This is a genomic window from Amycolatopsis sp. NPDC059021 (genome assembly GCF_042739895.1).
In the GTDB taxonomy this organism is placed as follows: Bacteria; Actinomycetota; Actinomycetes; order Mycobacteriales; family Pseudonocardiaceae; genus Amycolatopsis.
The window spans coordinates 1-25,934 of the sequence record NZ_JBHYIQ010000099.1 but is presented as its reverse complement, the minus strand read 5'-3'; the positions used below and the strand labels follow the sequence as shown (position 1 = coordinate 25,934).

Below are 25,934 nucleotides of genomic sequence, written 5' to 3'. Positions count from 1 at the left end.
GCCTACCGCTTGCGCCCGAGCGTGGCCAGCGCCGCGCGCAGCACCGTGGACGTCGTGTGCCCGTCGCCGTCGGCGAGCACCTTGTCCACCGCCTGCTCGGCCTGTTTCGCCGGGAAACCCAGACCCGCCAACGCTTCCACGACCTCGGACCGCAGCGCGCCGGGTGCCGTGGCGGCGGGCGCGTCCTCGGTCCCGCCGAGCGCGGTGACCTTGTCCCGCAGTTCCAGGCTCAGCCGCTCGGCGCCCTTGCGGCCGATGCCGGGAACCTGGGTGAGCACGGTGATGTTGCCCTCGACGAGCGCGGCACGCAGCTTGTCCGGTTCGAGCACCGCGAGGGTGGCCAGCGCGAGCCGGGGCCCGATACCGGACACCGTCTGCAGCAACCAGAACAGGTCGCGCGCGTCGAGATCGGCGAACCCGAACAACGTCAAGGAGTCCTCGCGGACCACGAGCGCGGTGTGCAGCCGGGTCTCCTCGCCACGCCGCAGCGTCGCGAGGGTCGACGGGGTCGCTTGCACGGCGAAGCCGACACCGCCGACCTCGACCACGACGTGGTCCAGACCGACGGAAAGCACTTCACCGCGTACCGAGGAGATCATCGCGCCGCTCCTGTGTTCTTCTTCGGGCCCGTCTGCTTGGCCTTGGCCTTGGTCGCCGCGGCCAGCCGCGCCTTGTGGACGCGGGCGATCTCGGCGGCGCGGGCCTCGGCCTCGGCGAGCCGCTGCCGCATCGGCTCGCGCCACAGGTGGCAGATCGCCAGCGCGAGCGCGTCCGCCGCGTCCGCCGGGCTCGGTTTGACCTCGAGGTTGAGCAGGCGCATCACCATACCGGTGACCTGCGCCTTGTCCGCGCGGCCCGACCCGGTGACCGCGGCCTTGACCTCACTGGGCGTGTGGAACACGACCGGCAGGCCCCGCCGCGCGGCCGCGAGCGCCACCACCCCGCCCGCCTGCGCGGTGCCCATCGCCGTGCGCACGTTGTGCTGAGCGAAGACGCGCTCGACCGCGACCGCGGCCGGTTTGTACTTGTCCAGCCAGCGTTCCACCTCGTCGGAGATCCCGAGCAGCCGCCGGGACAGGTCGGCGTCGGCGGGCGTGCGCACCACGTCGACGGCGACGCAGCGGACAGCGCGGCCCTTACCGCCGTCGACCACTCCGAGACCGCATCTGGTCAGACCGGGGTCGACCCCGAGCACGCGCACGCGTCTCCTCCTCGACGAACATCAGTTCGAGGTGAAGGCTACCGTCCGCTTCCGCCCGCGGCCCGCAGGACATGCCGGGCGGGCGGTGACGGGACTCGTGCGGGGATCAGGGGCCGTCGACGCCGGGGCGCCAGCTCTCCGGCGCGCCGCTCTCGGTCAGCACCGGCTGCCATTCCGCGAAGCCCTCCGGCGCGTCGGCGTGCCAGGGGAAATGCCCGTCCGGGGTCGCGACGATCAGCTGCAGCGCCGGGAAGTCGCCGTCGGGATAGACGAGGAACGCGCTGCCGAAGTACTCCATGTAGTGCCCCTTGGCGACGCGCTCGAACACCACCGGGACGCCCTCGAAGAAATCCTCGTACGTCTTGCCGACCTCGAAGATCTCCCCGGCGGCCGCACGGTCCACATAGGCGTCGAGCAGCACGGGCGCCATCTGCTCCGGCAGTCCGACCACGACGGCCTCGGGGACGTTGTGCAGCGCCCACGCGCACGCGGTGAAGCAGTAGCCGGAACCCTTGTCGTCACTGGGAACCGCGATGACCGCGTTGCCTCTCTCCTTCGCCTGGGACTCGATCCACGTGATCAGTTCCTGTTCTGCGGAGGTGAGGGCTGGAGTCGTCACGGCGGACATTGTGCCGTACGGCGGCGTCCTCGGACAGTGCACACGCCCGGAAAATCTCCGGATGTGTCAAGGATTCCGGCTACGCAACGAAAAACCCGTCAGCCGACTTCGGCGAGAACCTCGTCGGAAACGTCGAAGTTCGCGTAGACGTTCTGGACGTCGTCGCAGTCTTCGAGCGCGTCGATCAGCTTGAAGACCTTCTTCGCGCCGTCGGCGTCCAGCGGCACGCTGACCGAAGGCAGGAAGGTCGGGTCCGCCGACTCGTAGTCGAATCCGGCCTCCTGCAACGCCGTGCGCACCGCGACGAGATCCGAAGCCTCGGAAACGATCTCGAAGTTCTCGTCGAGGTCGTTGACCTCCTCGGCGCCGGCGTCGAGCACCGCCATCAGGACGTCGTCCTCGGCGGCGTCGCCCTTGGGCATGATCACGACACCCTTGCGGTTGAACAGATACGCCACCGAACCCGGATCGGCGAGCGAGCCGCCGTTGCGGGTCAGCGCGGTGCGGACCTCGGACGCCGCGCGGTTGCGGTTGTCGGTCAGGCACTCGATGAGCACCGCGACACCGTTCGGGCCGTAACCCTCGTAGGTGATGTTCTGCCAGTCGGCGCCGCCCGCCTCCTCGCCGCCGCCGCGCTTGCGGGCACGCTCGATGTTGTCCTGCGGGACCGAGTTCTTCTTCGCCTTCTGGATGGCGTCGTAGAGCGTGGGGTTGCCGTCCGGGTCACCACCGCCGGTCCGCGCCGCCACCTCGATGTTCTTGATCAGCCGCGCGAACAGCTTGCCGCGCTTCGCGTCGAGCGCGGCTTTCTTGTGCTTCGTAGTGGCCCACTTGGAGTGGCCGCTCATCTCTCCTCCATCCGTTCCGTGCCCGGCACTGGGCACGCGTACGCGTCAGACGTGCTGTCGCACGAGGTCCACGAACAGCCGGTGCACCCGCTCGTCCCCGGTGATCTCCGGGTGGAACGCGGTCGCCAGCACCGCCCCCTGCCGGACCGCGACGATCCTAGCGACCGAGCCCGTTTCCCCGGGGACCTCGGCCAGCACGTCGACACCGTCACCCGCTTTTTCCACCCATGGGGCACGGATGAACACCGCGTGCACCGGCGGTCCCTCGATGCCGGCGAAGTCGAGATCGGCCTCGAACGAGTCGACCTGCCTGCCGAACGCGTTGCGCCGCACGACGACGTCGAGACCGCCGAGCTGCTGCTGATCGGGACGCCCGTCGAGCGCCTGGCGCGCGAGCAGGATCATCCCCGCGCACGAACCGAACGCGGGCATCCCGGCGGCGATCCGTTCCCGCAGGGGTCCGAGCAGTTCGAAGCTCTCCAGCAGCCGCGACATCGTGGTCGACTCGCCGCCGGGGAGCACCAGACCGTCCACTTCGGACAATTCGGCGGGACGGCGGACCGCCGTGGCCCGCGCCCCGGCGTGTTCCAGCATCGCGGCGTGCTCCCGCACGTCGCCCTGCAGCGCGAGGACACCGATGACCGGTGCCCGCCCGGACGTGATCGCCACCCGACCTCCCGAAAAGACCTTCCCCCCAGCTTAGGCCGCCTCCGGACCGGCGCGAACAGCAGGTCAGGGCACCCCGGCCAGCCGCAGCAGCGCCGCGGTGGCCGCGGCCGCGACGACCACGGCGACGAACGGCGCCTTCCGCCAGGCGAGCACTCCCCCGACCAGTACCCCGGCGGGCCGGGCGAACCCGGCGAAGCCGTGTCCCGCCACGAGCGCGCTGGTCGCCACCAGCGCCGCCAGCAGCACGACGGCCGCCAGCGTCATCAGCCGCTCGGCCTTCGGCGACAGTTTCACCTTGCTCCGCAGTGCCGGCCCGGCGAGGCGGAAGACGAAGGTCCCCGCGGCGAGGATCGCGGTCGCGACCAGCAGTTCCACACCGTCCATCAGCGCACCTCCGCCAGTTCCCGCGTCCGCTCGCCCGGCTCCTTGGCGGCGATCCCGGCCAGCACGCCGACCAGCGCGAGCAGCACCGGGAGGCCCGCGGGCAGGAACGGCGTCGTCGCCAGCGCCACCACGACGCCGATGAGCACCGGCAGCCGGGCCGCGCGATCCTTGAGCGACGGCAGGACCAGCGCGAGCAGGACGGCGGGAAACGCGGCGTCCAGCCCGAACACACCGGTGTCGCTGATGGCCGTTCCGGCGAACGCTCCCGCCAGCACCCCGAGGTTCCAGCAGACGAACAGCCCGATCCCGCAGGCCCAGTAGGCGGCCCGCCTGCGGTGCGCGTCCTTCTGCGCGAGGGCGAAGGCCACCGACTCGTCGATCATGAGGTGGCTGCCCGCGAGCCGGCTCGCCCACCGCTTGCCGAGCACGTCCCCGACGGCGAACCCGAACGGCACGTGCCGCGCGTTGACCAGCAGCCCGGCGACGACCGCGGCCAGCGGATTGCCCCCGGAGGCCACGATCCCGACGAACATGAACTGGGACGCGCCCGCGAAGACCAGCAGGGACAGCAGCATCGGCGCCCAGAGCGGGAAGCCGGAACTCACCGTGATGGCACCGTAGGAGACCCCCACGAGACAATCGGCGAGACAGACCAGCCCGACGTCCCGTGCGAGGTCCCGATCGAGTGTTCGCCAAATCGAACGCATAGTGCCATATACTGAACAACGCATCCCCTGTTCGTCAAGGCGAACAGGAAGACTGATGGAGCGAACACATGCCGCAGGACAGTGCGCCCCACGGCGGCGCACCGTTGGAGATCATCGCCGCCTCCCTGCGCCGCGAGCGCACCCGCGCGGGACTGTCGCTGACCGAGGTCGCCCGGCGCGCCGGGCTGGCCAAGTCCACGCTGTCACAGCTCGAATCGGGCACCGGGAATCCCAGTGTCGAGACACTGTGGGCGCTCGGCGTGGCCCTCGACGTCCCGTTCTCCCGGCTCGTCGAACCGGACCGGCCGCGCGTGCGGGTGATCCGGGCGGGCAAGGGCCCCACGGTGTTCGCCGAGCACGCCGACTACGCCTGCACCCTGCTCAGCGCCTGCCCGACCGCGGCTCGCCGCGACATGTACATCGTCCGCGCCGAGCCGGGCACCCCGCGCCGCTCCGACCCACACATGACCGGCGTCGTCGAGCACACCGTGCTGTGCGCGGGCCGCGCCAGGGTCGGCATCCTGGACGACCCGGTCGAACTGCTGCCGGGCGACTACATCTGCTACCCCGCCGACGTGCCGCACATCTTCGAAGCCCTCGAACCGGGCACCTTCGCCGTCGAGGTCTCCGAATACAACTGAATTCCGGCACCACTGTCGTCCGTCGTCTCCTGACGCCCGAGGAAGGTGGACCATCCCATGAACGAAGGACTGAGCCGGCGCCGGTTCCTGGGCGGAGCGGCGGCCGCCGCCGTCGCGGCGAGCCTGCCGGCCGGCCACGCGGCCGCCGCTCCGGCACAGCCGCCCGATCTCGCCCGGTGGCGCGGGCACGCGGAGCACGTGACGATCACCCGCGACGACTGGGGAATCCCGCACGTCCACGGCAGGACCGACGCCAATGCGGTGTTCGGGATGATGTACGCCCAGGCCGAGGACGACTTCAACCGGATCGAGATCAACTATCTGACCAACCTCGGCCGGCTCGCCGAGGCCAACGGAGAGAAGGCGATCTGGCAGGACCTGCGCCAGCGGCTGTTCGTCGATCCCCAGGTACTGAAGCGCGATCTCTATCCGCGCTGCCCGGCCTGGTTGCGCAGGCTGATGGAGGCCTGGGCGGACGGGCTGAACTACTACCTCGCGACGCATCCCGAGGTGCGCCCGCACGTGCTCACGCGGTTCGAGCCGTGGATGGCGCTGAGCTTCACCGAAGGCAGCATCGGCGGCGACATCACGCGTGCGTCGCTCACCCGGCTCCAGGCTTTCTACGACGACCGAGCGGTGGCGCTCCCCGATGAGGAGCCCGGGTCAATGCGCGAACCCACGGGCTCGAACGGCATCGCGATCGCGCCGGAGCGCACGCGGGACGGCCGTGCGCTGCTGCTGATCAACCCGCACACCACCTTCTACTTCCGCTCGGAACAGCAGGTGACGAGCGACGAAGGGCTCAACGCCTATGGTGCCGCAACCTGGGGGCAGTTCTTCATCTACCAGGGATTCAACGCGAACGCGGGCTGGATGCACACCTCGAGCGGCGTCGACAACGTCGACGAATTCGCCGAAACGATAGTGCGGGAGACGGATGGCGGCCTTTTCTATCGGTACGGCGCCGAATTGCGCCCGGTGACGACGAAGACGATCACCTTGGCCTATCGCACGCCCGACGGCGGGCAGGCCCGGCGCCACTTCACCACTTTCGCCACACATCACGGCCCGATCGTGGGCAAGGCGGACGGCAAGTGGATCGCGTTCGCGCTGATGAACAAACCCGTCGAGGCACTGCAGCAAAGCTATCTGCGCACCAAGGCGCGGAACTACCGGGACTACCTCCGGGTGGCGGAATTCAAGGCCAACAGCTCGAACAACACGATATTCGCGGACTCGAAGGGCGACATCGCCTTCCTCATGCCGCAGTTCATGCCGATCCGCGACGATCGCTTCGACTACAGGAAGCCCGTCGACGGCAGCGATCCGGCGACCGACTGGCAAGGGCTGCACCGCCTCGAGGACATGCCACAGGCGGTGAATCCGAAGAACGGCTGGGTATTCAACTCGAACAACTGGCCCTGGACCTGTGCCGGCCCGGCCAGCCCCCGAGCTACCGATTATCCGCGGTATTTCGACCAAGCCGGTGAAACCGAACGCGGACCGCACGCCGCCCGGTTGCTGACCACGAGGAACGTCTTCACCCCGCAAGCATTGCGCGACGTCGCCTTCGATTCCCACATCCCCGCCTTCGCCCCGGACGCGGGTGATGGAGAGCCGGTGAGCGGTCTCGTGTCCCAGCTGGTCGAGGCGTGGAACAAATTACCCGCGGACGACCCGAGGAAAGCGAGGCTCGCCGGCCCGATCGGCCTGCTGCGTGGCTGGGACTATCGCTGGGGCGCGGACTCGACCGCGACTTCGCTGGCCGTGTTCTGGGCCGAGGGGCCCCGTGACACCGATGAGCAGCGACTCGCCTCGCTCGAGGCGGCGGCGGAACGGCTCACGCACGATTTCGGCAGCTGGCGAGTGCCCTGGGGAGAGATCAACCGCATTCAGCGCCTCGACGACGCGATCGACCAGAAGTTCGACGACGCGAAGCCGAGCACCCCGGTACCTTTCGTCTCCGGGACGTGGGGTTCCCTCGCCTCGTTCGGGGCGAAACGACAGCCGGAATCGTCCGGTGGCACGACGAAGCGCTTTTACGGCACCAGCGGCAACACCTTCGTGGCGGTCGTGGAATTCGGGCCGAGGCTGCGTGCCAGGGCGGTGCGGGAGGGCGGCGCGAGCGGACACCCCGGCTCGCCGCACTTCGCGGACCAAGTCGAACGGTACGCGAGCGGCAACCTCCGGCCCGTCTATTTCCACCCCGACGACCTCGACGGCCATATCGAGCGGCGCTACCACCCAGGCGAATGATCAGGAGAGGCCCCGTGAACGGACGTTCACGGGGCCTCTCGGCCGACCGGGGTCCTTACCAGCCACGCTCGGCGAGGCGGTGCGGCTCGGGGAGGTCCTCGACGTTGATGCCGACCATCGCCTCACCGAGGCCACGCGACACCTTCGCGATGACGTCCGGGTCGTCGTGGAAGGTCGTCGCCTTCACGATCGCCTCGGCGCGCTGCGCGGGGTTGCCCGACTTGAAGATGCCGGAGCCGACGAACACGCCCTCCGCGCCCAGCTGCATCATCATCGCCGCGTCGGCCGGGGTCGCGATCCCGCCCGCGGTGAACAGCACCACCGGCAGCTTGCCCTTCCCTGCGACCTCCTTGACCAGCTCGTACGGCGCCTGGAGCTCCTTCGCCGCGACGAACAGCTCGTCCTCGGGCAGCGAGGACAGCTTCCGGATCTCCGCGCGGATCTGCCGCATGTGCGTCGTCGCGTTGGAGACGTCGCCGGTACCGGCCTCGCCCTTCGAGCGGATCATCGCCGCGCCCTCGGTGATCCGGCGCAGCGCCTCGCCCAGGTTCGTCGCCCCGCACACGAACGGCACGGTGAACGCCCACTTGTCGATGTGGTTGGCGTAGTCCGCCGGCGTCAGCACCTCGGACTCGTCGATGTAGTCGACCCCCAGCGACTGCAGCACCTGCGCCTCGACGAAGTGGCCGATGCGGGCCTTCGCCATCACCGGGATCGAGACCGCTTCGATGATGCCGTCGATGAGGTCGGGATCGCTCATCCGCGCGACGCCGCCCTGCGCGCGGATGTCCGCGGGCACCCGCTCGAGCGCCATCACCGCGACCGCGCCGGCATCCTCGGCGATCTTCGCCTGCTCCGCGGTGACGACATCCATGATGACGCCGCCCTTGAGCATCTCCGCCATCCCGCGCTTGACCTTGGCGGTGCCCGTCGCGGGCTGGACGGCTGAGGTGGACTGGACTTCAGACACGGTTGGACCTTTCGGGAAACACGGTGGTTACCTCTCGAGCGTAAGCCGATTGTGGACCGCTGAAGCAGGCCAGTAGACCACTATCTGGCCAGTCCACTTCGAGGGTCAGTCCACTCCCTGCGGGAAGGCGAAGAGGCGGTCCGGGTCGTACCGGCGCGCGACGGCACGCAGGCGGGGCAGGTTCCGTCCGTAGTAGGCCCGCGCCCAGTCGGGCATCTCCGGGTCGATGTAGTTGACGTACCCGGTGGTGCCGGCGTCCTCCCCCAGGCCGTCCCGCACCACACCGACCGCGCGCCGGGCCGCGGCCTCCCCGCCGGGGACCGGCGCGACGCCGTGCAGCACCTGGATGCTCGCCAGCACGTCCCGGTGCGGAAACGCCGATTCCGCCGGCCCGACCTCGGCGATCGCACCGCCGAAACCGTCCATGATCGTGTACAGCTCCGGGTCGCCGCCGAACAGCCGCGCGACCGCGTCCGGATCGGTGAACGGCCGGCGCAGCATCCGCGACGCCGCCACGTAGCTGCCCCTGGCGATCGCACCGCCGCCACCGTTCCACGAGGGCGCGCACGACGGGCCGCCGAGATCGGCACAGCCCGCGTAGTGCGTCATCGTGGCCAGATAGTCCTTCTCCACTTCAGCGCGCTTGACCGGCGGCGTCCCCACCCGGCGCACCAGCTCGTCGACCATCGGCCGCAGCTTCGCCGCCGGGCCCACGAAACAGCCACCGGCGACGACCCGGTCGGCGGCGAGCCCGCAGTTCGTCCACAGCTCGTCGGGCATCGCCTGCTGCCAGGCCGGCCACACCGCCAGCAGCGCCGCCATCGCGGCGGGCGGGAACTCCAGTTCGAAGACGCTCAGCCCCAGCGCGGGCGCGGTGTCGAAGGTGAACGAGATGACAATGCCGAAGTTCCCGCCGCCGCCCCCGCGCAACGCCCACAGCAGATCCGGTTCCGACTCGGCGGACACCGTGTGCAGCCGTCCGTCGGCGGTGACCAGCCGCGCCGCCACGAGACGGTCACAGGTGAGTCCGTATTTCCTTGCCAGAACACCGATTCCGCCACCCAGCGCGAGACCGGCGATACCCACCACCGGGGAGGTGCCCGCGGGCAGCAGCCGTCCGGCACCGCCGAGCGCCGCGTAGATCGGACCCAGCCGGGCACCGGGACCGATCTCGGCCCGTCCGTCCCGGCCCACCCGCACCGCGTTCAGCCGGCTCAGGTCGACGACCAGCCCACCGTCCACAGTGGAGTATCCGGCGTAGCTGTGCCCGCCGGACCGCGCGGAGATCGGGATCCGGTGTGCCGCGGCGAACTCGACACACCGCTGGACGTCCTCGCCGCGCAGGCACCGCGCCACCGCGGCGGGGCGCTGGTCGTAGAGCGCCATGAAACCCTGGCGGGCGGTTTCGTAGCCCGCGTCGGCGGGCCGGAACAGCGGCCCGGAAAGCCGCCGCCTCAGCCGCTCCCACCGATCGCGGCCGGGCCACCCGTCCGCGGCGGCCAGCACGGCCGGAACGGAACCGGTCGCGAGAAGAAAGGTCCGTCTGGTGAGCGCCATCGCTTCCCCCGAGATCGCCCGAGCCGTTCCGCCACGCTCCGCGAGCAGCCGTGAGCATAGCGCGAAAGCTGGCCATTCGGCTGGTCCCGAGGGCCTCACCTTGCCGTGAGCGGCACCACGGGTGTGTGATCGAGGACACACCTCAAGTGAAGAGCCGTCCGGTGAGGAGGCCGCCATGGCCGAAAAGCAGAGCAGGAACTCCGATCCCGGGGCCGCCGTCGCTGTGGACGACCCCGCGAAGGTCCGCAACGTCGTGCTCGTCGGGCCGTCGGGTTCCGGGAAGACCACGCTGACCGAAGCGCTGCTCGCCGCGTCCGGCACCGTGCCGAGGGCCGGTTCGGTCGTCGAGGGCACCACCGTGTGCGATCACGACCCCGCCGCGGTGCGCCAGCAGCGTTCGGTCGGGCTGGCCGTGGCCCCGGTGCTGCACAACGGGTACAAGATCAACCTGATCGACACCCCGGGCTACGCGGACTTCGTCGGGGAACTGCGCGCCGGGCTCCGCGCGGCCGACGCCGCCCTATTCGTCGTGTGCGCGGCGGAAGGCGTCGACGCGGCCACGGTCGCGGTGTGGGAGGAATGTGCCGCCGTCGGGATGCCCCGCGCCGTCGTCGTCTCCCGGCTCGACCACCACCGCGCCGACCCGGCGGCCGAGATCGCCGCCTGCCAGGCGGCGTTCGGGGCGGGGGTGCTCCCGCTCTACCTGCCCGCGGGCGACGGGCTCGTCGGCCTGATCACGCAACGGTACTTCGACTACTCGGCGGGCCACCCGCCCCGCGTCGCCGAGCCCGACCCGGCCGATCTGGCCAGGATGGAGCAGGCACGCAACGAGCTGATCGAGGGCGTCATCGCCGAGAGCGAAGACGAGACCCTGATGGACCGGTACCTCGGTGGCGAGGAAATCGCCGAGGACACGCTCATCGCCGATCTGGAGACCGCGGTGGCACGCGGCTCGTTCCATCCGGTGATCCCGGTGTGCGCGCACACCGGCGTCGGGCTGGCCGAGATCCTCGACGGGATCGTCCGCGCCTTCCCGTCGCCGCTGGAACACACGCCGCCCGACGTCACCTCGCCCGACGGCGCGCCGCGCACCGACCTGAAGGCCGACCCCGACGGGCCACTGGCCGCCGAGGTGGTGCGGACCGCGGTCGACTCCTACGTCGGCCGGGTGTCGCTGGTACGGGTGTTTTCCGGGACCCTGCGCCCGGAACGGCCGGTGCACGTCTCGGGACACGGGCTCGCCGAACGCGGCCATGAGGACCACGACGCCGACGAACGCGTCGCGCACCTCTATTCACCGCTGGGCGCGAACCTGCGTGAAGTCCCGTACTGCGTCGCGGGCGATCTCTGCGCGCTGACCAAGGTCGGTTCGGCGGAAACCGGCGACACCGTGTCGTATCCGGAGGAACCTCTGCTGATGCGGCCGTGGGCGATGCCCGAACCGCTGCTGCCGGTCGCCGTCGTGGCGAAGACCCGCAGCGACGAGGACACGTTGGCGCGCAACCTTTCCCGGCTCGTCGCGGGTGATCCGACGCTGCGGCTGGACCGCAACGCCGAGACCAATCAGCTGGTGCTGTGGTGCATGGGCGAGGCACACGCCGACGTCGTGCTCTCGCGGCTGCGGGCGGGCGGTGCCGACGTCGACACCGAACCGGTGAAGATCAGCCTGCGCTCGACGTTCGCGAAACCCGCCAAGGGACACGGCAGGCACGTGAAGCAGTCCGGCGGGCACGGGCAGTTCGCGGTGTGCGACATCGAGGTCGAACCGCTGCCACGCGGCGGCGGGTTCGAGTTCGTCGACAAGGTCGTCGGCGGCGCGGTGCCGCACCAGTTCATCCCGAGCGTGGAGAAGGGCGTGCGGGCCCAGCTGCAGCGCGGGCTCGTCGACGGGCATCCGGTGATCGACGTGCGGGTCACGCTCGTCGACGGCAAGGCGCACAGCGTCGACTCCTCCGACGCCGCGTTCCAGACCGCCGGTGCCCTCGCCCTGCGCGAGGCGGCCGCCGCCGGGCACATCACGCTGCTCGAGCCCCTCGAAGAGGTCGAGATCCACCTCCCGGACGACCACCTCGGGACCGTGCTCGGCGATCTTTCGTCCCGGCGCGGGCGGGTGCTCGGGACGGAGTCCGGCCAGGGCGGCCGCACGATGATCAGGGCCGAGGTGCCCGCGTCGGAACTCCTGCGGTACCTGATCGACCTGCGCTCGATGACCTCGGGCACGGCGACGTTCACCCGGCGTCACGCCCGGTTCGAGCCGATGCCGGAAGGAGTCGCCGCCCGGTAGCACGCGAACCCTAGAACACGAACCCGCCGGGGCGCCCGGTCCGGTCGGCGATCAGCCCGGCGATCGTCGCGATCGCGATCTCCGGCGGGGTGCGGGAACCGATGTTGAGCCCGACCGGCCGGTGCACTCGCGCGATGTCGGCGTCCGCGACGCCGAGTGCCTTCAGCGCGGCAACATGCGGGCCGGGATGACGGGGATTGCCGAGCACGCCGATCCAGCGGGCCCGGCCCGACAACGCTGCCTGGAGCACGGGTCCCAGCTCCGCGCGGTGGTGGTCGGTGACGACGACGTCGGCGGTGTCGTCCAGTTCGGGCACCGTCGTGCTCGTCTCGAACTCCTCCGGGACATCGGTCGCGCGCGCCGCGTCGGGCTCGAACAGCACGACGTCGTAACCGACGTCGCGGCCGTACGCGAGCAGGTAGCGCGCCACCGGCGAGGCGAACACCGCGACCAGCGTCCGCTTCTCGTGCTCCGCTTCGGCTTTCCCATGCGCGACTTCGCACGCCTCCGGTCCAGTCATGCGCTCAGTCTCGCATCTCGCGTGTTCAGAGGTCGGGTTCGGCGATTTCGAAGTATTCGGGCAGCGGCGCGGTGCCGGCGAGGCCGAAGTAGCGGACCTTGCGGCGGCGGCGCAGGGTCAGGGTGTCGCGGACGGCGTCGTTGTGGACGCGGCGGGCGATGACGACGCGGTGTTCGGCGTCGGTCAGCTCGCCGGCCAGCGCCGCGGGGAGCCGGGCCCGGTCGACGCGCGCGAGCCGCAGCGTCAGCTCGTTCTCCTCGGCCTCCCGGTCCGGCCGCGCCGCCGATTCGGCGCGTTCGGCCGCCTTCCGCAGCTCGTCCTCGCCGAGGACGACGGCGGCCGCGCGGGCGACCACCGCCCGGCGGGCCAGCGCGGCGTCGAGTGCCGCCCAGCCCGCGTCGGTGCGCACGTGCAGCCGGTCGAGCCGGTTCGCGGTGGCGAGCAGGAACAGCCCGCCCAGCACGACGATCGCCGCCACCACGGGCAGCAGCCAGCCCAGCACCGTCACCGCACGGGCTCCCGGTCCGTGGCGCCCACCCGGCGCGGGTCGGCCGCGACCGCGGTCTCGTAGACCCGCAGCACCTGGGTGACGACCACCGGCCAGTCGTACATCGTGACCCGCTCCCCCGCCGCGGCCGCGAGCGAGGCCCGGCGGGCGGGATCGCCGAGCAGCTCCCGCAGTCCGCCGGCGAGCGCGGCGGCGTCCCCTGTTTCGACGAGCATCCCGGCCTTTCCGTCGTCGAGCACCCGGCGGAACGAGTCGAGGCCGCTGGCGAGCACCGGGGTCCCCGCGGCCATCGCCTCGGTGAGGATCATCCCGAAGCTCTCGCCCCCGGTGTTCGGCGCGCAGTAGACGTCGACACTGCGCAGCGCGCGGGCCTTCGTCTCGTCGTCGGCCTGCCCCAGCAGCTCGATGTGCGGCGCCAGCGCGGGCCCCGCCTCCCGGCGTAGTTCCTCCGGGTCACCACGGCCGACGACGAGCAGCCGCAGCTCCTCGAACTCGTCCAGCAGCATCCGCGACGCCGCGAGCAGCACGCCCATTCCCTTGCGGGACTCGGTGAACCGGCCGACGAATCCGACCGTCCCCCCGGCTCGCGGGTAGCCGTCCAGCGGCTTCGCGCGGGCGAAGAAGCCGACGTCGACGCCGTTCGGGATCTCCACCGCGTCACCGCCCGCGTGTTCCACCTGGACCCGCCGGGCGAGCGCGGACACGGCGATCCGCGCGGTGATCTTCTCCAGCAGCGGTCGCAGCACCGGCTGGAACGCGGAAAGGGTGCGGGAACGCGGGGTGGCGGTGTGGAAGGTGGCGACGATCGGCCCGTCGGCGACCATCAGCGCCAGCAGCGAAAGGCTGGGCGCCGCGGGTTCGTGCAGGTGCAGCACGTCGAAGTCGTTCTCGCGCAGCCAGCGCCGCACGCGCGCGTAGGACACCGGGCCGAACTGCAGCCGCGCGACCGACCCGTTGTACGGGATGCCGAGCGCCTTCCCGGCGGGACAGACGAACTCCGGCAGGACGGCGTCCTCGTCGGCGGGCGCGAGCACCGAAACCCGGTGACCGCGCGCGATCAGCGCCTTCGCGAGGTCGAGCACGTGCCCCTGCACGCCACCGGGCACGTCGAAGGAGTACGGGCACACGATGCCGATGTTCATCACGTGTGCCGGCAAGGAGTCCACGGGTCAGCTCGCTTCGCTGGCGCTGAGCTGTTCGGCGGCTTCGAGGTCGGCGGGCCAGAACTTCTGGAGCATGTGCCAGTCGGCTGGGTGCGCGGCGATGTCGGCGGCGAAGATGTCCGCGAGTGCCTGCGTCGCCGCGGGCACCTCGGCCCGGTTGGTGACCCGGATCCTCGGGTGCATCCGCACCTCCCAGCCGTCCTCGGTGAACCAGCACCCCGCCGGGATGAGCGCCGCGCCGGTGGTCGCGGCGAGCCGGGCCGGGCCCATCGGCAACCGCGCCTGCTCGCCGAAGAACTTCACCGGGACGCCGCTGCCGGAGAGATCCCTGTCCCCGACCAGGCAGACGACCTTGTTCTCGCGCAACCGGCTCAGCAGGACCCGCATGCTGGAGCTGTCCCCGGTCAGCGGCACGATCTCGAAGCCGAGGGACTCGCGGTAGGCCACGAACCTGCGGTACAGCGACTCGGGTTTGAGCCGCTCCACGACCGTGGTGAACCCGCCGGTGTGCCCGGCGAGCCAGACCCCCGCGGCGTCCCAGTTTCCCGTGTGCGGCAAGGCGATCACCGCGCCGTTGCCCTCGGCGAGCGCGGCGTCGACGTTCTCCGCGCCGGTGGCGATGACCTTCCCGCGGATCTCGCCCTGGTCCGTCGAAGGCATCCGGAACGTCTCCAGCCAGTAGCGCGCGTACGACCGCATCGCCCGGCGTGTCAGCTCGTCGAGTTCCTTCCCGTCCGCCTGGGGCACCACCCGCTGGAGATTGCGCCGCAGCTGCCGGACACCGCCGCCGTCGCGCCGCACCGCCAGATCCGCGCCGAGCGAGAACAGCGCCGAGCCTGCCGAACGCGGCATCCAGCCCGCCAGCCGCCAGGCCGTCAGGTAGCCGAACGCGCTCAACCGCTCGGACAGCGACGTCATGGTCACGCTCCCCCTGGCCGCGCGTCACCGGATCCCGCTGCCCGCGCGGCCGCGGCCACCGCCGCCGCCCGTTGCAGCAGCGTCACCACCGACAACACGGCGAGCAGCCACAGCGACGCCTCGACCGCGTACGGCACGCCGAAGCCCTGCAGCCCGGTGCCGACCAGTGCGATGATCAGCCGCTCGGCCCGCTCGACCAGTCCGCCGTCCGCCTCGAGCCCCGACGCCTCGGCGCGGGCCTTGACGTACGAGATGACCTGGGCGAGGACGAGGCAGATCAACGCGGCGGCCGCGGCCCGCTCGTTCCCCGCGCGGACGAAGCACCACCAGGCGATCGCCGCGAACAACGCCCCGTCGACCAGCCGGTCGCAGGTGGCGTCGAGCACCGCGCCGAACGGGGTCCCGTAGCCGCGGGCCCTGGCCATCGCGCCGTCGAGCAGGTCCAGCATGGCGAAGCCCCACACCGTGAACGTGCCCCACAGCAGCATGTCGTTCGGGAAGAACACCAGCGCGGACACCATCGCGCACGCGGTGCCCACGACGGTCATGACGTTCGGGGTCAGCCCAGCCCTGACCAGCGCCTGGCCGATCGGATCGGTGACGCGGGAAACGGACGTACGCGCGAAGATGTTGAGCATCGGTTCTCTGTTGCACCTGGCTGCCGGTTCGGGTGGGCGTGCGAAGCCTATCGACACCGCCCGGCGCCGCCCGCGTACCCGCCCCCGACCCGCCGGGGTCAGCTGGATTTCGGCAGCTCCATGACCTCGCCCGCGTACTCGGCGGCCTCCTCGGCCGCGGCGGCCGCCGCGCACCGCGGCGAAAGCTGCCGCCGGATCGCGGCGCTGATCTCGCCCAGCACGGCCACCTGGTCCTCGGTCAGCGGGTCGAAGACGCTCTCACGGACGGCCTCGACGTGTCCGGGCGCCGCCTCCTCCAGCGCGGCGAAGCCTTCCTTCGTCAGCACCGCCCACGCCCCGCGCTTGTCGGTCGGGCAGGACTCCCGGCGGACCCAGCCGTTCGCCTCCAGCCGGGACACGGCATGGGACAACCTGCTGCGTGACGAACGTCGCTTGTCGGCGAGTTCGCTCATCCGCAGCCTGCGGCCGGGGGCCTCGGACAACGCGACCAGGACCTCGTAGTAGGTATAGGGCATGCCCGAATCGTGCTGCAGCTGGCCTTCCAGGTGCGCCTGGAGCATCGCGATCGCCTGACCGAATTCGCGCCAGACCTTCTGCTCCCCCGCCGTGAGCCATCGAGTTTCGGACATGGTTCCCATAGTACCTCTAGTTGAGGACTCAACTAGGTAACGCTACACTTCGGTTGAGCGCTCAACCATACGAGCGCGAACCTGGACCCACCACGCAGAACCACTGGAGACTTGATGACCGCCACCACGGAGATCCCCGGTTACATCGCCGGCAAGTGGACGATCGACACCGCGCACTCGAACATCGCCTACACCGTCAAGCACCTGGGCCTGGCGAAGTCGCGCGGCAACTTCACCGCGTTCACCGGCACCGTCGTGACCGCGGACGACATCCTCGAGTCGTCGGTGACCGTCGAGATCGACGCCGCCTCGGTGGCCAGCGGCGTCGACGGGCGCGACGAGCACCTCAAGGCGGAGGACTTCTTCCACGTCGCCGAGCACCCGACCATCACCTTCACCTCGACCGGGATCCGCGCCGAGGGCGGCGACGACTACCTCCTCGACGGCGAACTGACCTGGCGGGGCAAGACCGTCCCGGTGACGCTCGAGGCGGAGTTCAACGGCATCGGCGTCAACCCGGCCAACAACGACGCGACCACGCTCGGCGTGTCCGCCAGCACGACGGTCAACCGCCGCGACTTCGGCATCGGCCCGGAGGGCAACGCCTTCCTGTCCGAGAAGGTCAAGATCGACATCGAGCTGCAGGCCTACCTCCAGGGCTGAACTCGCCCCATGCCGTCAAGGCCACCTTACGGGCGCCGGACGTCCGCAAGGTGGCCTTAACGGCATTTCCCGGGGTCTACCAGGCGTCGGCGAGGAGTTTCCGTGTCTGGCCGAGTAGTTGCGGCAGCACCTTCGTGTGGCCCACGACCGGCATGAAGTTCGCGTCGCCGCCCCACCGCGGCACGACGTGCTGATGCAGGTGCGCGGCGATCCCCGCGCCGGCGACGACACCCTGGTTCATCCCGATGTTGAACCCGTGCGCGGCGGAGACCGCACGCACCACGCGCATCGCGTGCTGGGTGAACTCCGCGAACTCGCGGGTCTCCTCCGGCGTCAGGTCGGTGTAGTCCGGGATGTGCCGGTAGGGCACCACCATGAGATGACCGGGGTTGTACGGGTACAGGTTCAGCACCGCGTACACCAGTTCCCCGCGCGCCAGGATCAGCGCGGCCTCGTCATCCTTGCCCGGCAGCGAACAGAACGGGCAGCCCTCGTCCTTCCCTCCACTTTGGACGTAGGCGAGCCGGTGCGGGGTCCACAACCGCTGCAACGCGTCCGGGACCCCGATCCCGTCCTGCTCGACGAGACCGGGGCCTTCCGCTTCGCTCACCGAAGGATCGTCTCCAGCGCCTCGGCCGAGGGCGAACTGTTCTCGCGGCGGGCGATCCAGCCGGCGACGGCCTCCACCGCGTCGGCGACGGGCACGCCGTTGACCTGAGTGCCGTCACGGAACCGGAACGACACCGCGCCCGCCTCCACGTCCTTCGCCCCGGCCAGCAGCATGAAGGGCACCTTCTGCGTGGTGTGGGTGCGGATCTTCTTCTGCATCCGGTCGTCACTCGCGTCGACCTGCACGCGGATTCCCTTGGCGCGCAACGCCTTCTCCACGCCCTGCAGGTGCTCGACCTGATCGGCGGTGATCGGGATGCCGACCACCTGCACCGGCGAGAGCCACGCGGGGAACGCACCGGCGTAGTGCTCGGTCAGCACGCCGAAGAACCGCTCGATCGAACCGAACAGCGCGCGGTGGATCATCACCGGCTGCTGCCGCGAACCGTCGGCCGCGGTGTACTCCAGCTCGAACAGCTTGGGCAGGTTGAAGTCCAGCTGGATGGTCGACATCTGCCAGGTGCGGCCCAGTGCGTCCTTGGCCTGCACGGAGATCTTCGGGCCGTAGAACGCCGCGCCGCCCGGATCCGGCACGAGTTCGAGCCCCGAGTCCTCGGCGGCCACCCGCAGCACCTCGGTCGCCTCGGCCCACATCTCGTCGGTGCCGACGTACTTCTCGTCGTTGCGGGTCGACAGCTCCAGGTAGAAGTCGTCGAGACCGTAGTCGCGCAACAGGTTCAGCACGAAGTCCAGCAACGACTTCAGCTCGCCGGGCACCTGCTCGGGGGTGCAGAAGATGTGCGCGTCGTCCTGCGTCATACCGCGAACGCGGGTCAGCCCGTGCACCACGCCGGACTTCTCGTAGCGATACACCGAGCCGAACTCGAACATCCGCAGCGGGAGTTCCCGGTACGACCGCCCGCGCGAGCGGAAGATCAGGTCGTGGAACGGACAGTTCATCGGCTTGAGGTAGTAGTCCTGGCCCGGCTTGCGGACGTTGCCCTCGTCGTCCAGTTCGGCGTCCAGGTGCATCGCCGGATACATGCCGTCGCGGTACCAGTCCAGGTGCCCCGAGGTCTCGAAGAGCGTGCCCTTGGTGATGTGCGGCGAGTACACGAACTCGTAGCCCGCCTCGACGTGGCGGCGCCGCGAGTAGTCTTCCAGCTCCTGGCGGATGATGCCGCCCTTGGGATGGAACACGGCGAGCCCGGAGCCGATCTCGTCCGGGAATGAGAACAGGTCCAGCTCGGCGCCGAGCTTGCGGTGATCGCGCCGCTCAGCCTCGGCGAGCCGCTCCAGGTAGGCGTCCTGCGCCTCGGCCGACTCCCACGCGGTGCCGTAGATCCGTTGCAGCTGCGGGTTCTTCTCGCTCCCCCGCCAGTACGCCGCGGCGACCCTGGTCAGTTTGAACGCCGGGATGAACTTCGTGGTCGGCACGTGCGGGCCGCGGCACAGGTCGCCCCAGACCTTCTCTTTGGTCCGCGGGTCGAGGTTGTCGTAGATGGTCAGCTCGCCAGAAGCACTACTGTCGACCTCCATCACCTCAGAGGTGTCCACAGCGTCCACTTCGGACTTGAGGTCGACGAGCTCGAGCTTGAACGGCTCGTCGGCGAGTTCCTTGCGCGCCTCGTCGACGGAGTCGAACACGCGGCGGGAGAACTGCTGGGCGCCCTTGACGATCTGCTTCATGCGCTTTTCCAGCGCCTGCAGGTCTTCCGGGGTGAACGGGGTGTCGACGGCGAAGTCGTAGTAGAACCCGTCCTTCACCGGCGGCCCGATGCCGAGCTTGGCGTCCGGGAACTGCTGCTGCACCGCCTGGGCGAGCACGTGCGCCGCCGAGTGGCGGATGACGCTGCGGCCGTCCTCGGTGCTCGCCGCGACCGGCTCGACCTCGGCGTCGGCCTCAGGCGCCCACGAGAGGTCCCGCAGCTTGCCCTCGGCGTCGCGCACCACGACGACGGTGTCCGGCCCCTTGACAGGCAATCCCGCTTCGCGGACCGCGGCCCCGGCCGTAGTGCCCGCCGATACCACCACGCGCGCGGCGGGTACGACGGAAACTGGGGGCTGCTGGGACACGGTCGGCTCCTCGGAGACGGATGACGGAGATGCCAACTGCTGTTGACATCTCCGTCATGTTATCTGCCGCCGGTGCCCGGCCTCATCCGCATTACGCGAGGGACAACGCGCAGGTCAGAGCGACTCGACGACCTCGTCGAAGGACAGCCGAGGCAGGCGGTCGAACCACGGGTTCTCGCCCGGCTTGCCGATGTTCACCACGACGAGCGACTTCCACGGCCGGTCGGCGAAGAACTCCTTGTCCACGCCCTCGGCGTCGAAGCCGGTCATCGGGCCGGCGGCCAGCCCGGCGGCCCGCACGCCGATGATGAAGTAGCCGATCTGCAGCGCGGTGTTCAGCTTGGCGACCTCGACCCGGCCCGGCTCCTCGCTGAAGACGTCCTTGGCACCGGGGAAGTGCGGGAACAGCTGGGGCAGGTTTTCGTGGAAGTCGACGTCGGCGGCCAACACGACGGTCAGCGGGGCGGCCTCGGTCTTGGCGCGGTTGCCCTCGGACAGCAGCGGCAGGAGGCGCTGCTTCGCCTCGTCGGTGCGGATGACGAGCGCCCGCAGCGGCTGGGTGTTCATCGACGTCGGCGCCCACTTGATGAGCTCGTAGATCGCACGGAGCTGCTCATCGGTGACCTGCTCGTCGCTGAAGCTGTTCGCCGTGCGCGCCTCGCGGAACAGCAGGTCCTGGACGTCGGCAGGAAGCTGGAGGGCGGTCTCGGTCGTGGTCATGGGGCTGGTTCCTTTCACTCGCCGGTCTCCCATGACCAACCTAGTTGAGCGTTTCACTATTTCCCGGACGGCCGGATATGCGGTGGATCACAGCCGGAGACGACGACGGCCGCCGTCCCGGTCGGGGAAACGGCGGCCGTGCGAGGAAACGCGGGTGGGGCGTCAATAGGCTCCGTGGCCGAACACCACGGCGCGGAAGGTCTTCCAGAGGATCACCAGATCCAGGGCCAGCGACCAGTCCTCCACGTACCGCAGGTCCAGCCGGATGCTCTCGGCCCAGGTGAGGTCGCTGCGGCCGCTCACCTGCCAGAGCCCGGTGAGCCCCGGCTTCACCAGCAGACGGCGCCGCGCGTCCGGCGCGTACTTCTCCGTCTCCTCCGGCAGCGGCGGGCGCGGGCCGACGAGCGACATCCGCCCGGTCAGCACGTTGATCAGCTGGGGCAGCTCGTCGAGGGAGTAGCGCCGCAGGATCGCGCCCACCGGCGTCACCCGCGGGTCCCGGCGCATCTTGAACAGCGGCCCGGCACCCTCGTTGTCGGCTTCGAGCGCCGCCCGGATCCGGTCGGCGTCGGTGACCATCGTCCGGAACTTGAGCATCGTGAACGTCGCGCCGTCGCGGCCGACCCGGCGCTGACGGTAGATCACCGGGCCGCGGTCACCGAGCTTGACCGCGACGGCGATCACGAGCAGCAGCGGGAAAAGCAGCGTCAGCAGGAAGGCCGACCCACAGCGATCGACGATCTCCTTCACCACCCGGCGTCCGCCGCTGAAGCTCGGCGCGGTGACCCGCAGCAACGGCATGCCGAGCACACCGGAGACGTTGAGCCGGGGGCCGGCGACCTCCATCAGCACCGGCGCGACGACCATTTCGGCCGAGGTGCCCTCCAGGTCCCAGGCGAGCTGCTGCAGCCGGCGCGGGCTCCAGTACTGGTCCGCGGTGATCGCGACGACCCGGTAACCACCGCGGCGGACGTGCCGCGCCAGCTCGTCGAGCTCGCCGACCACGGGGACACCTTCTATCTCCCCGCTGTCGCGCTCGGCGCCGGTGCCGGACGTGCACACCGCCTCGACCCGCCAGCCGACGTGCGCCTCTTTACGGGTGCGCTCGATCAGGTCGGCGACCGTGTCCGCGCTCCCCGCGGCCATCACCGGAAGCAGGCACCGGCCGTGGCGGCGGCGCCGGTGCAGCACCTGGCGCAGCACGTACCGCTGAGGGAAGGCGACGAGCGCGATCGCCGGCACCACGATGAACACCCACGGCTGTACTTCCAGCGCCCCGAACAACAGCCCGCCGAAGGCGACGACGACCGCGGCGAGGATGAGGCCGCGGCCGAGCGTCCGGTACTCCTCCGCCCCCTCGCCGAGCACCCGCTGGCTCCACGCGCGGCTCAACGGCAGCGAGCACAGGACGGCGGCCGCGGTGCCGAACGCGTGCATGTCGTGCGGGGCGACCCGATCGATGATGTAGGCACTCACGGCGATCACCAGCGCGACCGCGAAAACGTCACTGCCGACCACCCAGGCCCAGTACCGTCTTTCCCACGCCGCGGGCATTGTTCTCGACAGCGGCGCCGTGCCGGGTTCGAGCACATCGGCGGGTTCGGCCGCTGTTTCCGCCGGGCGGGGAACAGCCTGGAGGTCGATGTGCGGCGGCGGTGTCCGAACCGTGGACGAAGGCCGCACCGACTCTTCCATCAGACCTCCCGAAACCAGGGAAATAGAGTCTCCGTCAGCACTCTGCGTGAACGAGAATGATTGCGCCGGGTAATCGGCACTCATCCTCGTCCTGGCGCCCAACGAGCGACGCTCGCCAAGGTATCGGCACCTCTCGGCGCTTCGTTACAAGGATTTTCCGCCACATCCCGAAGGTCGTCCCGGCGAAAGAATGGCGTCAATATAACGGGATGATGACGACTCGGAGTAAGACGTATCCCCTTCGATAACTACTGAACGTAGCAGGAAAATTCACCGCGGGCACAATGCGAGAGACTAACCGACCACGCCCCGCGGCCTGCCCCTCGACTCTCCATTGTGGACGATCGAGTTCCCGGCCGTCCACAATGGAACACCGGGGCGCGCGAAGGGTAGCCGGTAACCGTCCGGTGACACTTTCCGGAAACCTGTCACCGCGACACCTTTTCGTCACAGATCCGGCCCGTCCCGGGGAGCCGTCCGCCGCGGCGCGGGCGCGACTCACCGTGACCGCCGCCACGCGCGTTCTCAGTGGTCTGGACCGCACGCGAGCGCGGGAGTGCGCAGGATCACATCGGCCGTCCGAGGTCGTCCGCCGTCGCGAAGGGGGCGCTCCGGCCGCCGCGGCCGAGAGTGCCGCCGAGTGCGGGAAACCGGGGTGTGCCGAAGTGGCCGGGGAAAAGCGCGCAAGGCCCCGGACCTGCAGGTCCGGGGCCTTGTGGGGGTGGGCGATACTGGGATCGAACCAGTGACCTCTTCGGTGTGAACGAAGCGCTCTCCCGCTGAGCTAATCGCCCCCTCGCGGTGTGAAACAGACTCTACAACACGACTTTTGGGGGCCTGCAAACGGGTGGTTCAAAGCGACCACCCTCCGCATAACCGCAGGTACGGAGCGAACAACCCCGAGCTAACGGAGGTCATCGGGCCCCGGGGCCGCCCGACGCGCCGATCGGCGTCCGTGCGACGGTGCTATCGCACGGCGGCTAAACCGCGCAGTATGTACGTGTGGCCTGCCCGCAGGCGCACGCGAAGGCTGCGCGTCGTGGACGTTGACGAGCGCCACAGGGGGCCGATGACCCCAGACGGGTGATCTCCGGAGAACCCGCGATCGAATCGGCCTCCTGGCGCGTCTCACCATCGTCCTCGGTCGGCCGGGCCGGGAAGGGAGACGAAAGGTAGGACGATGCGCAACGATCACGTGACCCTCCGCTCGACGGCGGTCTTCGACCTGCTGGCGCCGCGGACTCCCGCGGTTCCGGTGAAGGTGGAGCTCCGCTACGACACCCGCGATCCCTACGCGGTCGTGGCCGCCTTCCGCACCGGCCGCGCAGGCTGGGTCGAGTGGGTTTACGCGCGCGACCTCCTCGCGGACGGCCTGCTCGCCGACGCGGGTGACGGGGACGTCCGCATCCGCCCCTCGGTCGAGGATCCCGAGTCCGTGCTCATCGAGCTCAACTCCCCCTCCGGGCACGCCATGTTCGAGGCGTCGGCCCAGGAACTCGCCGACTTCCTCGACCGCACCTACGACGTCGTGCTGCCGGGCAACGAGCATCTGTGGGTCGACGTCGACGACGCGCTCACCCACCTCATCCCGAACGATCTGGCCTGATCAACCGGCCCGCGGCGGCGAGATGACACCCCGGTGTCGGACCGGTTTCCCGGATCCGATAATGTACTTACACACCACGGAGACGGGGCAAGGAACAAGGCCGGGGGCCTTGAACCGGAAGCCCGGATCCGCGGAAGTGCGGACGTAGCGCAGCTGGTAGCGCATCACCTTGCCAAGGTGAGGGTCGCGGGTTCGAATCCCGTCGTCCGCTCGGAAGGCTCGCGAGCCTTGCACGGTGGAGTGGCCGAGAGGCGAGGCAACGGCCTGCAAAGCCGTGTACACGGGTTCGAATCCCGTCTCCACCTCGCGCGATTAGCTCAGCGGGAGAGCGCTTCCCTGACACGGAAGAGGTCACTGGTTCAATCCCAGTATCGCGCACCACTCGGGTTGTGCTGTTCAGAGGCGTCCCCTTCGGGGGCGCCTCTTTCCCGTGCTCGTGGTGCGTGCTGACGCGGGGGGGGGGGGGGCGCCCCGCCCCCCCCCACCCCCACGGTGCGGTCGGTTCCTGAACCAGCGTGGTCGCCCTGCAAAGCGTGGTCGCCTTGGCGCTCGTTGGGCAGCAACGCCGTCACCGACGACCACCAGCGGGCTTCGAGTGCCTGCAGGATCTGGTGGCGCATCTCCGGTGTCACGTGGTCGTAGATCCGGCCCATGCCCTTCATCTTCTGGCCGAGCCGGGCACGGCGGGCCACCTCGGGGATCCCGTCTTCGGCCAGCCAGGTCGAGTGGCTGTGCCGTCCTTCGTGGAACGTCAGGCCGGGCCGGATGGGCGGGACCACCATGCCTGTCTCCGTGCCGTCCCATACCGGTCGCCAGAACCGGCCCCGGAAGTTCGACCACCGCAGCGGATTCCCCTCGGGAGTCGAGAACACGAACGGGTACCGGTGGCTGTCCATCAGCTCCTCGTAGAACACCGCGATACTCGGCGGCAGCTCGACCGACCGGATTCCGGCCGGCGTCTTGGTACGGCCCTTCTTCCTCGCCTTCCGACGCCGCGGTGTCGCCGGACGGGTCGGCCCCGGACGCGCCCCGGCACCGTCGATGTGGACTCCGGCGATGTCGACGTTCTGGGCGTCTACGACCTGAACGACGTTATCCGGCACTAGCTGCGTGCCCGGTTCTGGGCCAGAACCATTCCTGGACGTCCTGGTTCACGTCCTGAACGTCCACTGGCACAGCGATACCGTGCCCTGGACCCTGATCCGGGACACCGCGAGCACACGCGGAGCCCACTACCCGACCCGCGACGCCGTCAACCGCGCCCTCATCGAACATCTCGGCGAACACGCACCGCAGCAGCAGAAAAACCGGGCAGGGTGGAGCTATCCGACGATCGAACTGTGGGCCGCGGTCAACACCGCCTATCTGCGTGCCGGGCAGACACCGGCTTTCAACGTCAAACTCGACCTGCTCAAGAAGTTCGTCACCGTCCTCGCCCAGTCGCTGGACACCCTGGACGCACTCGGCACACCGGTCGAGCACTACACCCAGCGCGCGTTCGTGACCGCCCTCCGCGCGAACAACGTCGCCGTCCCCACCCAGCTCGTCCCCCGGATGTGGTGGCTACTGCGCAACCACGCCGACGACGCCCGCACCTGGATCACCACCCTCGACACGCACGCGCCGACATCATGACCGGGGCAGCACGGTCGAGAACGACGGCGCACCGGTCGCGCGGTTACTGTGGACGTTGACCCCGGCGCCCACCTCCCCCTCGGAGCGCCGGGTCCCCTTGTGAGCTTGCCTACGTCGATTGTCGAAGCGAGGTTCGTCCACGAGCGTCACGAAACCGACGACTGCCGGCGATTTCGCTGGCCCTGTTCGCCATCCTGGGGACTCGACGGGGAGTGTTCCAAGATCGGTGTTTCCGGCCCGACACGCCGGGCTGAGGTCCGGCGGGATGGGCACTGTGAGTGATGACATCGGACCTTGTGAGTCCACGCAAGAGTGATTCCAAGCCGGCGCGGGAGCTGTCGCCGGAGCAGGCCGCCGCGGCGGCGATGGTGGCCGAGGCGAAGGCCCGAGGGCTGGCGTTGACCGGTCCTGACGGGTT

Annotated in this window: 26 protein-coding genes and 4 tRNA genes; 9 read left to right on the top strand and 21 right to left on the bottom strand. The window is 69.9% G+C overall.

Annotated elements, in window-relative coordinates; translation table 11 throughout:
• Positions 1 to 2: 2 nt before the first annotated feature.
• The 7 genes from ruvA to ACFWX1_RS38695 all read right to left on the bottom strand — a co-directional run bounded on the left by ruvA (position 3) and on the right by ACFWX1_RS38695 (position 4,428).
• Positions 3 to 599 carry a Holliday junction branch migration protein RuvA gene (gene ruvA / locus ACFWX1_RS38725; RefSeq protein WP_378394822.1) on the bottom strand — a complete coding sequence of 199 codons (597 nt, stop codon included), beginning with the start codon at positions 597 to 599 and terminating at the stop codon, positions 3 to 5.
• Positions 596 to 1,201 carry a crossover junction endodeoxyribonuclease RuvC gene (gene ruvC / locus ACFWX1_RS38720; protein WP_378394821.1) on the bottom strand — a complete coding sequence of 202 codons (606 nt, stop codon included), beginning with the start codon at positions 1,199 to 1,201 and terminating at the stop codon, positions 596 to 598. The genes ruvA and ruvC overlap by 4 nt, the downstream gene beginning before the upstream one ends.
• 106 nt (positions 1,202 to 1,307) lie before the next feature.
• Positions 1,308 to 1,829: a DUF4262 domain-containing protein gene (locus ACFWX1_RS38715; protein WP_378394820.1), complete on the bottom strand. Its 522-nt coding sequence runs from the start codon at positions 1,827 to 1,829 to the stop codon at positions 1,308 to 1,310.
• A gap of 89 nt (positions 1,830 to 1,918) precedes the next feature.
• Positions 1,919 to 2,668, bottom strand: coding sequence for a YebC/PmpR family DNA-binding transcriptional regulator (locus ACFWX1_RS38710; protein WP_378394819.1), 750 nt, complete (start codon positions 2,666 to 2,668; stop codon positions 1,919 to 1,921).
• Between the two features lie 45 nt (positions 2,669 to 2,713).
• Positions 2,714 to 3,337 (bottom strand): pyridoxal 5'-phosphate synthase glutaminase subunit PdxT, encoded by a 624-nt coding sequence (gene pdxT, locus ACFWX1_RS38705; protein WP_378394818.1) that lies wholly within the window; start codon positions 3,335 to 3,337, stop codon positions 2,714 to 2,716.
• Positions 3,338 to 3,400: 63 nt separating this feature from the next.
• A complete protein-coding gene (locus ACFWX1_RS38700) occupies positions 3,401 to 3,721 on the bottom strand; it encodes an AzlD domain-containing protein (protein WP_378394816.1) in 321 nt (106 codons plus the stop codon).
• Positions 3,721 to 4,428, bottom strand: a complete 708-nt coding sequence (locus ACFWX1_RS38695) for an AzlC family ABC transporter permease (RefSeq protein WP_378394815.1) — start codon at positions 4,426 to 4,428, stop codon at positions 3,721 to 3,723. Before ACFWX1_RS38695 ends, ACFWX1_RS38700 begins: the two co-directional genes overlap by 1 nt.
• A 68-nt stretch (positions 4,429 to 4,496) precedes the next feature.
• Here ACFWX1_RS38695 and ACFWX1_RS38690 point away from each other — a divergent pair, with 68 nt between their 5' ends.
• Together ACFWX1_RS38690 and ACFWX1_RS38685 are read left to right on the top strand one after the other, a co-directional pair.
• The gene (locus ACFWX1_RS38690) at positions 4,497 to 5,069 is read left to right on the top strand and encodes a helix-turn-helix domain-containing protein (protein WP_378394813.1); all 573 of its coding nucleotides are present in this window, start codon (positions 4,497 to 4,499) and stop codon (positions 5,067 to 5,069) included.
• 57 nt (positions 5,070 to 5,126) lie between these two features.
• A complete protein-coding gene (locus ACFWX1_RS38685; RefSeq protein ID WP_378394812.1) occupies positions 5,127 to 7,325 on the top strand; it encodes a penicillin acylase family protein in 2,199 nt (732 codons plus the stop codon).
• Positions 7,326 to 7,380: 55 nt separating this feature from the next.
• On the opposite strand, the gene pdxS is transcribed toward ACFWX1_RS38685, so the two are convergent.
• Both pdxS and ACFWX1_RS38675 read right to left on the bottom strand, forming a co-directional pair.
• The gene (pdxS, locus tag ACFWX1_RS38680; RefSeq protein ID WP_378394811.1) at positions 7,381 to 8,295 is read right to left on the bottom strand and encodes a pyridoxal 5'-phosphate synthase lyase subunit PdxS; all 915 of its coding nucleotides are present in this window, start codon (positions 8,293 to 8,295) and stop codon (positions 7,381 to 7,383) included.
• A 105-nt stretch (positions 8,296 to 8,400) separates the two neighbouring features.
• The gene (locus ACFWX1_RS38675) at positions 8,401 to 9,852 is read right to left on the bottom strand and encodes an FAD-binding oxidoreductase (protein ID WP_378394810.1); all 1,452 of its coding nucleotides are present in this window, start codon (positions 9,850 to 9,852) and stop codon (positions 8,401 to 8,403) included.
• Between the two features lie 175 nt (positions 9,853 to 10,027).
• Here ACFWX1_RS38675 and ACFWX1_RS38670 point away from each other — a divergent pair, with 175 nt between their 5' ends.
• Complete coding sequence (locus ACFWX1_RS38670; RefSeq protein WP_378394809.1) at positions 10,028 to 12,136, top strand: elongation factor G-like protein EF-G2; 2,109 nt, start codon at positions 10,028 to 10,030, stop codon at positions 12,134 to 12,136.
• Positions 12,137 to 12,146: 10 nt separating this feature from the next.
• On the opposite strand, the gene ACFWX1_RS38665 is transcribed toward ACFWX1_RS38670, so the two are convergent.
• From ACFWX1_RS38665 to ACFWX1_RS38640, 6 genes are all read right to left on the bottom strand, one after another.
• The gene (locus ACFWX1_RS38665; protein WP_378394808.1) at positions 12,147 to 12,656 is read right to left on the bottom strand and encodes an XdhC family protein; all 510 of its coding nucleotides are present in this window, start codon (positions 12,654 to 12,656) and stop codon (positions 12,147 to 12,149) included.
• A 25-nt stretch (positions 12,657 to 12,681) separates the two neighbouring features.
• Positions 12,682 to 13,164 (bottom strand): NUDIX hydrolase, encoded by a 483-nt coding sequence (locus ACFWX1_RS38660; protein WP_378394807.1) that lies wholly within the window; start codon positions 13,162 to 13,164, stop codon positions 12,682 to 12,684.
• Entirely contained in the window at positions 13,161 to 14,306 is a 1,146-nt protein-coding gene (locus ACFWX1_RS38655; RefSeq protein ID WP_378394836.1) for a glycosyltransferase family 4 protein, read from the bottom strand. The genes ACFWX1_RS38660 and ACFWX1_RS38655 overlap by 4 nt, the downstream gene beginning before the upstream one ends.
• 27 nt (positions 14,307 to 14,333) lie before the next feature.
• Positions 14,334 to 15,245 carry a phosphatidylinositol mannoside acyltransferase gene (locus tag ACFWX1_RS38650; protein WP_378394806.1) on the bottom strand — a complete coding sequence of 304 codons (912 nt, stop codon included), beginning with the start codon at positions 15,243 to 15,245 and terminating at the stop codon, positions 14,334 to 14,336.
• A gap of 2 nt (positions 15,246 to 15,247) precedes the next feature.
• Positions 15,248 to 15,883 (bottom strand): phosphatidylinositol phosphate synthase, encoded by a 636-nt coding sequence (gene pgsA / locus ACFWX1_RS38645; RefSeq protein ID WP_378394805.1) that lies wholly within the window; start codon positions 15,881 to 15,883, stop codon positions 15,248 to 15,250.
• 98 nt (positions 15,884 to 15,981) lie between these two features.
• The gene (locus ACFWX1_RS38640) at positions 15,982 to 16,512 is read right to left on the bottom strand and encodes a MarR family winged helix-turn-helix transcriptional regulator (RefSeq protein WP_378394804.1); all 531 of its coding nucleotides are present in this window, start codon (positions 16,510 to 16,512) and stop codon (positions 15,982 to 15,984) included.
• 114 nt (positions 16,513 to 16,626) lie between these two features.
• On the opposite strand from ACFWX1_RS38640, the gene ACFWX1_RS38635 reads away from it, so the two are divergent.
• On the top strand, positions 16,627 to 17,175 hold the full coding sequence (locus ACFWX1_RS38635) for a YceI family protein (RefSeq protein ID WP_378394803.1): 549 nt from the start codon (positions 16,627 to 16,629) through the stop codon (positions 17,173 to 17,175).
• Between the two features lie 76 nt (positions 17,176 to 17,251).
• On the opposite strand, the gene ACFWX1_RS38630 is transcribed toward ACFWX1_RS38635, so the two are convergent.
• From ACFWX1_RS38630 to ACFWX1_RS38610, 5 genes are all read right to left on the bottom strand, one after another.
• Entirely contained in the window at positions 17,252 to 17,785 is a 534-nt protein-coding gene (locus tag ACFWX1_RS38630; protein WP_378394801.1) for an HIT family protein, read from the bottom strand.
• Positions 17,782 to 19,860 carry a threonine--tRNA ligase gene (thrS, locus tag ACFWX1_RS38625; RefSeq protein ID WP_378394800.1) on the bottom strand — a complete coding sequence of 693 codons (2,079 nt, stop codon included), beginning with the start codon at positions 19,858 to 19,860 and terminating at the stop codon, positions 17,782 to 17,784. The genes ACFWX1_RS38630 and thrS overlap by 4 nt, the downstream gene beginning before the upstream one ends.
• Positions 19,861 to 19,974: 114 nt before the next feature.
• On the bottom strand, positions 19,975 to 20,580 hold the full coding sequence (locus ACFWX1_RS38620; RefSeq protein WP_378394799.1) for a malonic semialdehyde reductase: 606 nt from the start codon (positions 20,578 to 20,580) through the stop codon (positions 19,975 to 19,977).
• Positions 20,581 to 20,742: 162 nt separating this feature from the next.
• Positions 20,743 to 22,275 (bottom strand): sugar transferase, encoded by a 1,533-nt coding sequence (locus tag ACFWX1_RS38615; RefSeq protein WP_378394798.1) that lies wholly within the window; start codon positions 22,273 to 22,275, stop codon positions 20,743 to 20,745.
• A gap of 722 nt (positions 22,276 to 22,997) precedes the next feature.
• Positions 22,998 to 23,069, bottom strand: a tRNA-Val gene (locus ACFWX1_RS38610).
• Between the two features lie 386 nt (positions 23,070 to 23,455).
• Here ACFWX1_RS38610 and ACFWX1_RS38605 point away from each other — a divergent pair.
• From ACFWX1_RS38605 to ACFWX1_RS38590, 4 genes are all read left to right on the top strand, one after another.
• Complete coding sequence (locus ACFWX1_RS38605) at positions 23,456 to 23,881, top strand: SsgA family sporulation/cell division regulator (protein WP_005159130.1); 426 nt, start codon at positions 23,456 to 23,458, stop codon at positions 23,879 to 23,881.
• 138 nt (positions 23,882 to 24,019) lie between these two features.
• Positions 24,020 to 24,092: transfer RNA gene (locus ACFWX1_RS38600), tRNA-Gly, on the top strand.
• A gap of 23 nt (positions 24,093 to 24,115) precedes the next feature.
• A tRNA-Cys gene (locus ACFWX1_RS38595) sits at positions 24,116 to 24,186 on the top strand.
• Position 24,187: 1 nt separating this feature from the next.
• Positions 24,188 to 24,262, top strand: a tRNA-Val gene (locus tag ACFWX1_RS38590).
• Here the strand turns inward: ACFWX1_RS38590 and ACFWX1_RS38585 are convergent.
• Positions 24,241 to 24,984 (bottom strand): hypothetical protein, encoded by a 744-nt coding sequence (locus tag ACFWX1_RS38585; protein ID WP_378394797.1) that lies wholly within the window; start codon positions 24,982 to 24,984, stop codon positions 24,241 to 24,243. The genes ACFWX1_RS38590 and ACFWX1_RS38585 overlap by 22 nt on opposite strands.
• 82 nt (positions 24,985 to 25,066) lie before the next feature.
• On the opposite strand from ACFWX1_RS38585, the gene ACFWX1_RS38580 reads away from it, so the two are divergent.
• Positions 25,067 to 25,516, top strand: coding sequence for a hypothetical protein (locus ACFWX1_RS38580; RefSeq protein WP_378394796.1), 450 nt, complete (start codon positions 25,067 to 25,069; stop codon positions 25,514 to 25,516).
• Positions 25,517 to 25,934: the final 418 nt, after the last annotated feature.